The 6,618-nt window shown below is 58.6% G+C and carries 7 protein-coding genes; 3 read left to right on the top strand and 4 right to left on the bottom strand.

Annotated features, from left to right (window positions below):
- The first annotated feature begins 5 nt into the window (after positions 1-5).
- Complete coding sequence (locus ACW81B_RS02355) at positions 6-155, top strand: LysR substrate-binding domain-containing protein (protein WP_491578604.1); 150 nt, start codon at positions 6-8, stop codon at positions 153-155.
- Between the two features lie 69 nt (positions 156-224).
- On the opposite strand, the gene ACW81B_RS02360 is transcribed toward ACW81B_RS02355, so the two are convergent.
- Positions 225-872 (bottom strand): hypothetical protein, encoded by a 648-nt coding sequence (locus ACW81B_RS02360; RefSeq protein WP_491578598.1) that lies wholly within the window; start codon positions 870-872, stop codon positions 225-227.
- Positions 873-891: 19 nt separating this feature from the next.
- Here ACW81B_RS02360 and ACW81B_RS02365 point away from each other — a divergent pair, with 19 nt between their 5' ends.
- Positions 892-1,173, top strand: coding sequence for a ribbon-helix-helix protein, CopG family (locus ACW81B_RS02365; RefSeq protein WP_491578599.1), 282 nt, complete (start codon positions 892-894; stop codon positions 1,171-1,173).
- Positions 1,161-1,514: a type II toxin-antitoxin system PemK/MazF family toxin gene (locus ACW81B_RS02370; RefSeq protein ID WP_491578600.1), complete on the top strand. Its 354-nt coding sequence runs from the start codon at positions 1,161-1,163 to the stop codon at positions 1,512-1,514. The genes ACW81B_RS02365 and ACW81B_RS02370 overlap by 13 nt, the downstream gene beginning before the upstream one ends.
- A 6-nt stretch (positions 1,515-1,520) precedes the next feature.
- On the opposite strand, the gene ACW81B_RS02375 is transcribed toward ACW81B_RS02370, so the two are convergent.
- The 3 genes from ACW81B_RS02375 to ACW81B_RS02385 form a co-directional block, all read right to left on the bottom strand.
- Positions 1,521-2,504, bottom strand: coding sequence for a helix-turn-helix transcriptional regulator (locus ACW81B_RS02375; RefSeq protein WP_491578601.1), 984 nt, complete (start codon positions 2,502-2,504; stop codon positions 1,521-1,523).
- A 109-nt stretch (positions 2,505-2,613) separates the two neighbouring features.
- On the bottom strand, positions 2,614-5,652 hold the full coding sequence (locus ACW81B_RS02380; RefSeq protein WP_491578602.1) for a hypothetical protein: 3,039 nt from the start codon (positions 5,650-5,652) through the stop codon (positions 2,614-2,616).
- A 58-nt stretch (positions 5,653-5,710) separates the two neighbouring features.
- Positions 5,711-6,523: a CbbQ/NirQ/NorQ/GpvN family protein gene (locus ACW81B_RS02385; protein WP_491578603.1), complete on the bottom strand. Its 813-nt coding sequence runs from the start codon at positions 6,521-6,523 to the stop codon at positions 5,711-5,713.
- Positions 6,524-6,618 lie beyond the last annotated feature (95 nt).

Below are 6,618 nucleotides of genomic sequence, written 5' to 3' on the forward strand. Positions count from 1 at the left end.
ACGATATCAAGGCGGGTCGCCTGGTACACTTGTTACCCGACCATGATTGCGGCAGTGCCGGCATCTACGCTGTCTACCAGCACCGGCGCCATCAACACGCCAAGGTACGATTGTTCATCGACTTTATCCAGGGGCGTCTGAAAGACCTGATATGAAAGCATTCACGATACCCTACCCGCACCGGAACACAACCCGCCACGGCCTCTTTATACATCGATAACGAATCAGTGACCGATCTCAACCTCCACCTTTTCAAACACGATGTGATAGAAAAACGAATTAGTCGGTGGAAAGTTTGTGTTCGGAGACAGATCCAGGCCATCCATAAAGAACAGATCTGCTTCCAGGTCATCGTGATCCACCAGCCCCAGGGAGGGATCCGACATATCAAAAACGCTGCCATCGAGATTGCGTACACTGTTATCCTCCTCGTTGCGTACACCTTCCCTGATCACCAGGCGACCACTCCACAATGGAGCGGCGCCATCAAAGGGGTTGTCAAAGGGACGGCCGTTTAACCTGACTTCAGCCGGTCCCCAGGCAGCCAGCAGAGTGAATGTGGTTGGCGTGAACGGCGGGCCTGCCTGGGTGTCGCCCTGTTTGTAAACATTAATTACAATTGGGTCCACCGGGCCAATCAGCTCGGTCTGTGTTGCCGAAGGCCCGATACGCAGACCGGTTGGAAATAGCAGATTGACGAATGTGTTTTGATGATACTGCCAGGTGCCGAACTCATCCTTCCACTTCGCTTCGATATAGCCGGTGTTATTTACCGGATCCAGTTTTGCCTTCAATCTGCCTTTGATCAGCCTGACACCAATGCCGTCAAAGACCAGGGAATCGACGGGTTCAGCCGTACTCGATATAAGCATACATCGGGCCATACAACTCATGAGCACTCTTAGCCTGCGCATACCGGACGATCTCGACAAGCAGCTGGAGGAGGAAGCCTCTCGCGAGAACAAGTCCCGCTCCGAACTGGTGCGCGACGCTGTCGCAGACTACCTGGCGCGCAAGGAAAAGGAACGTTTTCTGCGCGATTTCGTGGCGGAAGCCCGGGCAGGTTACGCCAATGCCGATCTCCGCCAGGATGCTCAGGCCATCGCGGATGATTTCCTGACGGTTGAAAACGAGACCCTGGATTCCCCCGCGGATGACCCGTGGTGGAAATAGTGCGGCGGGGTGAGGTCTGGGTCGCCAACCTGAACTCATCGCGGGGCCGCGGGGTGAGTAAAATCCGGCCGGTACTGATCATGCAGAATGACGAACTCACGGCGGCCGGCACGCCGATGATCGTTATCCTGCCCCTGACAACCCGGGTTTATACAGAATTCAGCAAATGGCGCATCACCATCCCGGCACGTGATCGTCTGCTCAAGGACTGCCAGGTGATTGTCGACCAACCTCGCGCACTCGATAGAACACGTATCGGCCAAGGCCCGCTGACCCGGCTTGATGACAGCGAAATGGCTGCGGTTGAACGCAGCCTGAGCGCAATCTTTGGCTTATGGTAGCCCGCTTCAGGACCGGTGTTTTTTTCGGTATTGCCGGGACGCAGCCTTTAACCGCTCCACAATGGCGTCCCGCAATTTTTTCGGCTTGAGAACCTCAACCTCCGGCCCGTATTTGAGGATATCCATCATCAGTTCGCGTGGGTCACTGTACGGAATGCGCAGCTCAAACCCGCCATTTTTCAGTGTCTTGCCCTGTTGCGCCGGGTGCCATTGTTCGTCGGCCACCCAGCGCGCGGCATCCGGAGTAAAGCGCAGTACTGCGGTATTTTCAGGTTCGCCGGCGAAAATGCCATAGGCTCGGGTAAAGTGGCCGTCGAGCAGCTTATCACTGCATTCGCGCGCCGCCTGCGCCAGCGTATCGACCAGGTGAAGTCGATCCAGCGAGAAGCTGCGCAGGTCTTTTCTCAGGTGGCACCAGGCATCGAGATACCAGTTGCTGCGGTAGTAGACAAGGCGCTGCGGAGACACATCGCGCTCGGTCGTTTTGTCGCGTTCGCGGCCATGGTAGAGCATGCGGATGCGGCGGCGTTCAAATAATGCACGACTGAGTTGTTGAAACAATTTGAGGTCGGCCGGTCTCGCTGCCATTTGCAGAATGCGGATACGCCGGCCGATATCCGCGCTATTCCCGCCGTGCTGTCGCAACAACTGTTCTATTTTATCCCGCGCGGGTTCGATGTAACGGCTCGCCAGTCCGGGCTGGAGTTCGGATAACAACTGCCAGGACACCATCAATGCATACAGTTCTTCGGGCGAGAACCACAGGCCCGGCAATTCATAACGCTGACCGGGCGCGTCGTCATAGTGCCAGCCGCGTTGTGCGCGGTCATATTCAAGCGGCGCATTCATGTCGTCACGCAGGGCATGTACCAACCGGCGCGCTGTGGATTCCGAGCATTCCATGTGCTCGCAAATCACCTGCAACGACACCGGCCGGCGCCGTTGGCTCAACAGCCGGTGCAACTCAAACAAGCGGTGCAGTTTATTCATGCGTCATGTGCGTTCATCAATGCGTCACGTACATAGCCAACGCGCTCACCCTCAGCAAGGAGATTATCATCAAACACCGACCGGCTTGCAGGCGGTTGTCATTTATTTTTCAGGTCGTCAACCGCCGGTAAATATCCGACACTTTCAATGGCAGTTTGCGCACTTCATCGATCACCGCGTAGTTCACCGCGCCGTACATATGCGGCAGGTAATCCTTCGCCTCGGTATCGATGGTGATACAGAACGGGTGGATGCCGCTGCGCTTTGCCTCGATCAATGCCATACGCGTGTCTTCAATGCCATAGGCTCCGCGGTAGGTGTCGTAGTCGTCGGGCTTGCCGTCGGACAGGGTGATGAGCAGCCTGGTGCGCGCCTCGACGTCGTTGAGCAGGCTGGTGAGGTGGCGGATGGTCACGCCCATGCGTGTATAGTCCTTCGGCTGAATGCCACTGATACGCGCACGCACCTCATCGCCGTAAGGCTCGTCGAAACGTTTCACCCGGTAGACTTCACAGCGCTTGCGCGTCATGCCGGAAAAGCCGTAGATGGCGTAGCGGTCGCCCAGTGTCTCCAGCGCTTCGCAGAGCAGCACCAGCGCCTCACGCTCGGCGTCGTTGATCCAGCCCTTGGTGGAGCCGCTCATGTCGACCATGAACATGACGGCAATATTGCGTTCCATTTTGTGCATTTTGGTGAACAGGCGTTCGCTCATTTCCGCGCCATGCTGCATATCGGCCAGCGCCTCAACCAGTGCGTCGATGTCGACATCGTCACCGTAAGGCTGTTTCTTCAACAGCTTGTCTTCACCGCGCAGGGCTTCAAAGGTGCGGCGCAGTTCCATCGCCAGCCCGCGATACTTGTACAGGGTCTCGTTGACGAAGTTATCGTCCCCGGGGTGCACATCCATTTCGCGCAGCACCGCCCAGTTCTTGCGGTAGTTCTGTCGTTCGTAGTCCCACTCGTTATAGAGGAATGCACCTTCTTCGTGATAGGTACCTTTCCAGACATCCTCGGAACGGGGCTGATCGATTTCGCCAGCGTAGTACACACCATCGCCCGCGGCCTGCAGATAATCCTCGGGGATCTCACCCAGGTCCTGAAGGATGGACGCCATGGTGCCCTTGACGTTGTCGGGCACATCCAGCGGTCGGCCGTCGAGTTCGATTTCATAACTGAACCCGTCCGGCGTTTGCTGTGACTCCACTTCACGCAGCCTGAACGGGGGGCTGCTCTCATCGTCCACCGTTTCATCATCCTCTGCCGTGAGTTCTGCTTCATGCTGTTCGCGCGATGTTTCAATATCGTTTTGCATTTTCAGTAAGCCGAGGCGGAATGCCTGCTTGTCCGTCTCGATGCGCGCCGCACGCACACGCGCCACATCGGCGGGACGCAACACGCCTTCATACGGCGCCACCGGCGGTGGTGTCGTGTCAATCAGGCCGGGCAACAGTGCGAGACTGTCCTCGACACGGGCGGTTTCTTGCTCAAGACGTGCCTGCGCGGCACGCCACTCGTCCGACAGCGTGTCACCCGACGGTTTCCTGAAGGCCTGCATGTGCCGGTACACACCCGGCAACTGGCGGCGTACCAGCGCATCCAGACGCAGGGTTTCCAGTGCATGAAAACAGGCCAGCGCCCGCGCGTAGTCGGGATATGGCGAAAGCGCCTCGCCGACATCAACCCGCCAGGTTCCGGCCCAGGTCTGCGCCCACTGGTGAACCACCATGGCCTTGTATAACTGGAAATTTTCATCGCGATCCGAAGCGATGTTGACCGAAGACGGCAGGAACAGGGTTTCTGTGTCGGTGAAGGTGTATTCACCCACTTCCACTTTCAGGCGCCGTCCGTTGAGGCCCTGCACAAAGGCTTCGAGAATGTTGATGACATCATCCAGCGCCAGGCCACTGCGACGGGCCTTGTATTCACGCGCAAAGGTTTCGACTTCCCTGAACGCCGCGACAGCAGGATGCAGGCCGCGCGTGTCGTAGATGTCCATGCACGACATCAACCAGGCTTCGACACCCGCCTCGTCCATCAGCCTCAGCGCGCTGCACACGTGGACCACGAAGTTGTACGCCATGCCGGAGCTGGTGCGCGCCACCATGCCGGCACAACGCAACACAAAATCCTGTTGTGTCCGCGGATGTTCGGCAAGTGCACGCGCCGGTTCCTCGGCGGCGCCCAGAGACACCATGTGCACGTCGAGACGCTCTTCCAGTTGCGCGGCCGTCAGCGGCACGTCTCCGGTCTGGAGAAAATCCGTGTCATCGAACCAGCGCGCCCCGACACCGGCCGGCATGCAGCGACCCGCTGCGGTTGCCACCCCGATAGCAACCGGCTCGATGGTGCAGCCCGGCAACACTTCCTGCAATAACTGCCCCAGACTTTCGGCCTTCCAGGTGATAGCGCCGCCATCGGTCGACAGCCAGATGCCCAGGCAGTTGTCACTCACCAGCCGGGGCAGGTATTTCACCAGCCGGGGCATATCCACTTCGCGGTCCCACAACTGGCCTTTTGGACCGTGGCCCAACGCGGGAATCGGCAACACAATCATGTCGAAGCGGCGCTGCCGGCGCAGCAGGTCCTCGACATAGTCCATGACATTTTCCTGCACATAGTCCACGTGCTGCACACCGGCCTGGGCGCGCGCCAGCTCCAGCATGTCCGGGTCGGCATCGACGTGCACGACGGAAGCGCCGGCCATCACCGCCTGCGCACTCACGAAACCGTTGCCGCCAAACAAATTCAGCAGGCTGATATCTTCCAGGTCATAGCAGCCTTCGATACGCTCGCGCACCCACTGCGCACAGGGCAGGTCGCGCCCGCGCAAACCGACCCGTCCGCGCGGTTCGAGCCGACAGGAAACCGTGACACCTGCCACGCTGACAGGCCATTCCCGTGGCAAACCGCTGCGGGTTGGCTCCCACTGCCCTGCATGGCCGACGTCATCCACGTAGATCCAGTCCGCCTGCCAGCCTTTGGTGGCTGATTCACCGATTGCCAGCGCGTCACGGGTTTCGACAACATATTCGCCCCAGCGCTCCAGTTTGCGGCCATGGCCGAAGTCGAGCAGTTCATAGTCATCGACCGGCGTGGCAACGCACGCATCAAGGCGGGCGGTTTCAGGAATGCTGCGAAGTTCGACCATGATTCAGGGGAGCAGACAGCGACTTGTCATACCGGTTGATCCGACGATGCAAGCCTCATCAGAATACCGAGGCGCTCAATTCATTGACCGCTGCCAGCATTTCTCCGTCATCGGTCAGAGCCTCGGCAATACTGCAACGGCAGGCCACCACCGGGGAAACGCCACTTTTCATCAGCTTGGCGGCATGCACCAGCAAACGGGTACTGGCACCTTCTTCCAGCCCGCTGCCCTTCAGGTTACGGGTCATCCGGGCGAATTTCACCAGTTGTGCCGCGGTTTCGGGTTCGATGCCGGTCTCGCTGGCGATGATTTTTGTTTCCAGTTCGGTCGCCGGGTAATCGAATTCCAGCGCCACGAAACGTTGCCGCGTGCTCTGTTTCAGGTCTTTCAGGACACTCTGGTAGCCGGGGTTATAGGAGATTGCCATACAGAAATCGTCGCTGGCTTCCAGCAACTCGCCCAGTTTCTCCATCGGCAGCACGCGCCGATCATCCGCCAGTGGGTGAATGACCACGGTGGTATCCTTGCGCGCCTCGACAATTTCATCCAGATAACAGATTCCGCCGGCCCGCACAGCCCTCGCCAGCGGGCCATCCACCCACACTGTTTCACCGCCGCTGATCAGGAAACGCCCGACCAGATCCGAGGCTGTCAGATCGTCGTGACAGGAGACTGTGATCAGCGGCCGTTTCAGCCGCCACGCCATGTGCTCCATGAAGCGGGTCTTGCCACAGCCGGTCGGCCCCTTGAGCAGTACCGGCAACTGGTTGGCCCAGGCCGCCTCGAAGACCTCGATCTCGTCGCCTACGGGCTCATAGTAAGGCTCTTCAGTGATAAAATATTCTTCTGGTTTAAGAACTTGCGCTGTCATCCCGGTTCCCGTCCGTGTATCTCCGTTCATTGCGAGTGCAGCGTATTTCAAAGGGGTCAGACTCGATTGATCCGGGCCGAACGGCCCGGATCAAT

The sequence above is a fragment of the Thiogranum sp. genome, assembly GCF_058323355.1.

What these genes read in the sequence shown, in the direction of transcription:
- ACW81B_RS02360 (WP_491578598.1), bottom strand. Translation starts at nt 872, where the DNA reads ATGCTTATATCGAGTACGGCTGAACCCGTCGATTCCCTGGTCTTTGAC.
- ACW81B_RS02365 (WP_491578599.1), top strand. Translation starts at nt 892, where the DNA reads ATGAGCACTCTTAGCCTGCGCATACCGGACGATCTCGACAAGCAGCTG.
- ACW81B_RS02375 (WP_491578601.1), bottom strand. Translation starts at nt 2,504, where the DNA reads ATGAATAAACTGCACCGCTTGTTTGAGTTGCACCGGCTGTTGAGCCAA.
- ACW81B_RS02380 (WP_491578602.1), bottom strand. Translation starts at nt 5,652, where the DNA reads ATGGTCGAACTTCGCAGCATTCCTGAAACCGCCCGCCTTGATGCGTGC.
- ACW81B_RS02385 (WP_491578603.1), bottom strand. Translation starts at nt 6,523, where the DNA reads ATGACAGCGCAAGTTCTTAAACCAGAAGAATATTTTATCACTGAAGAG.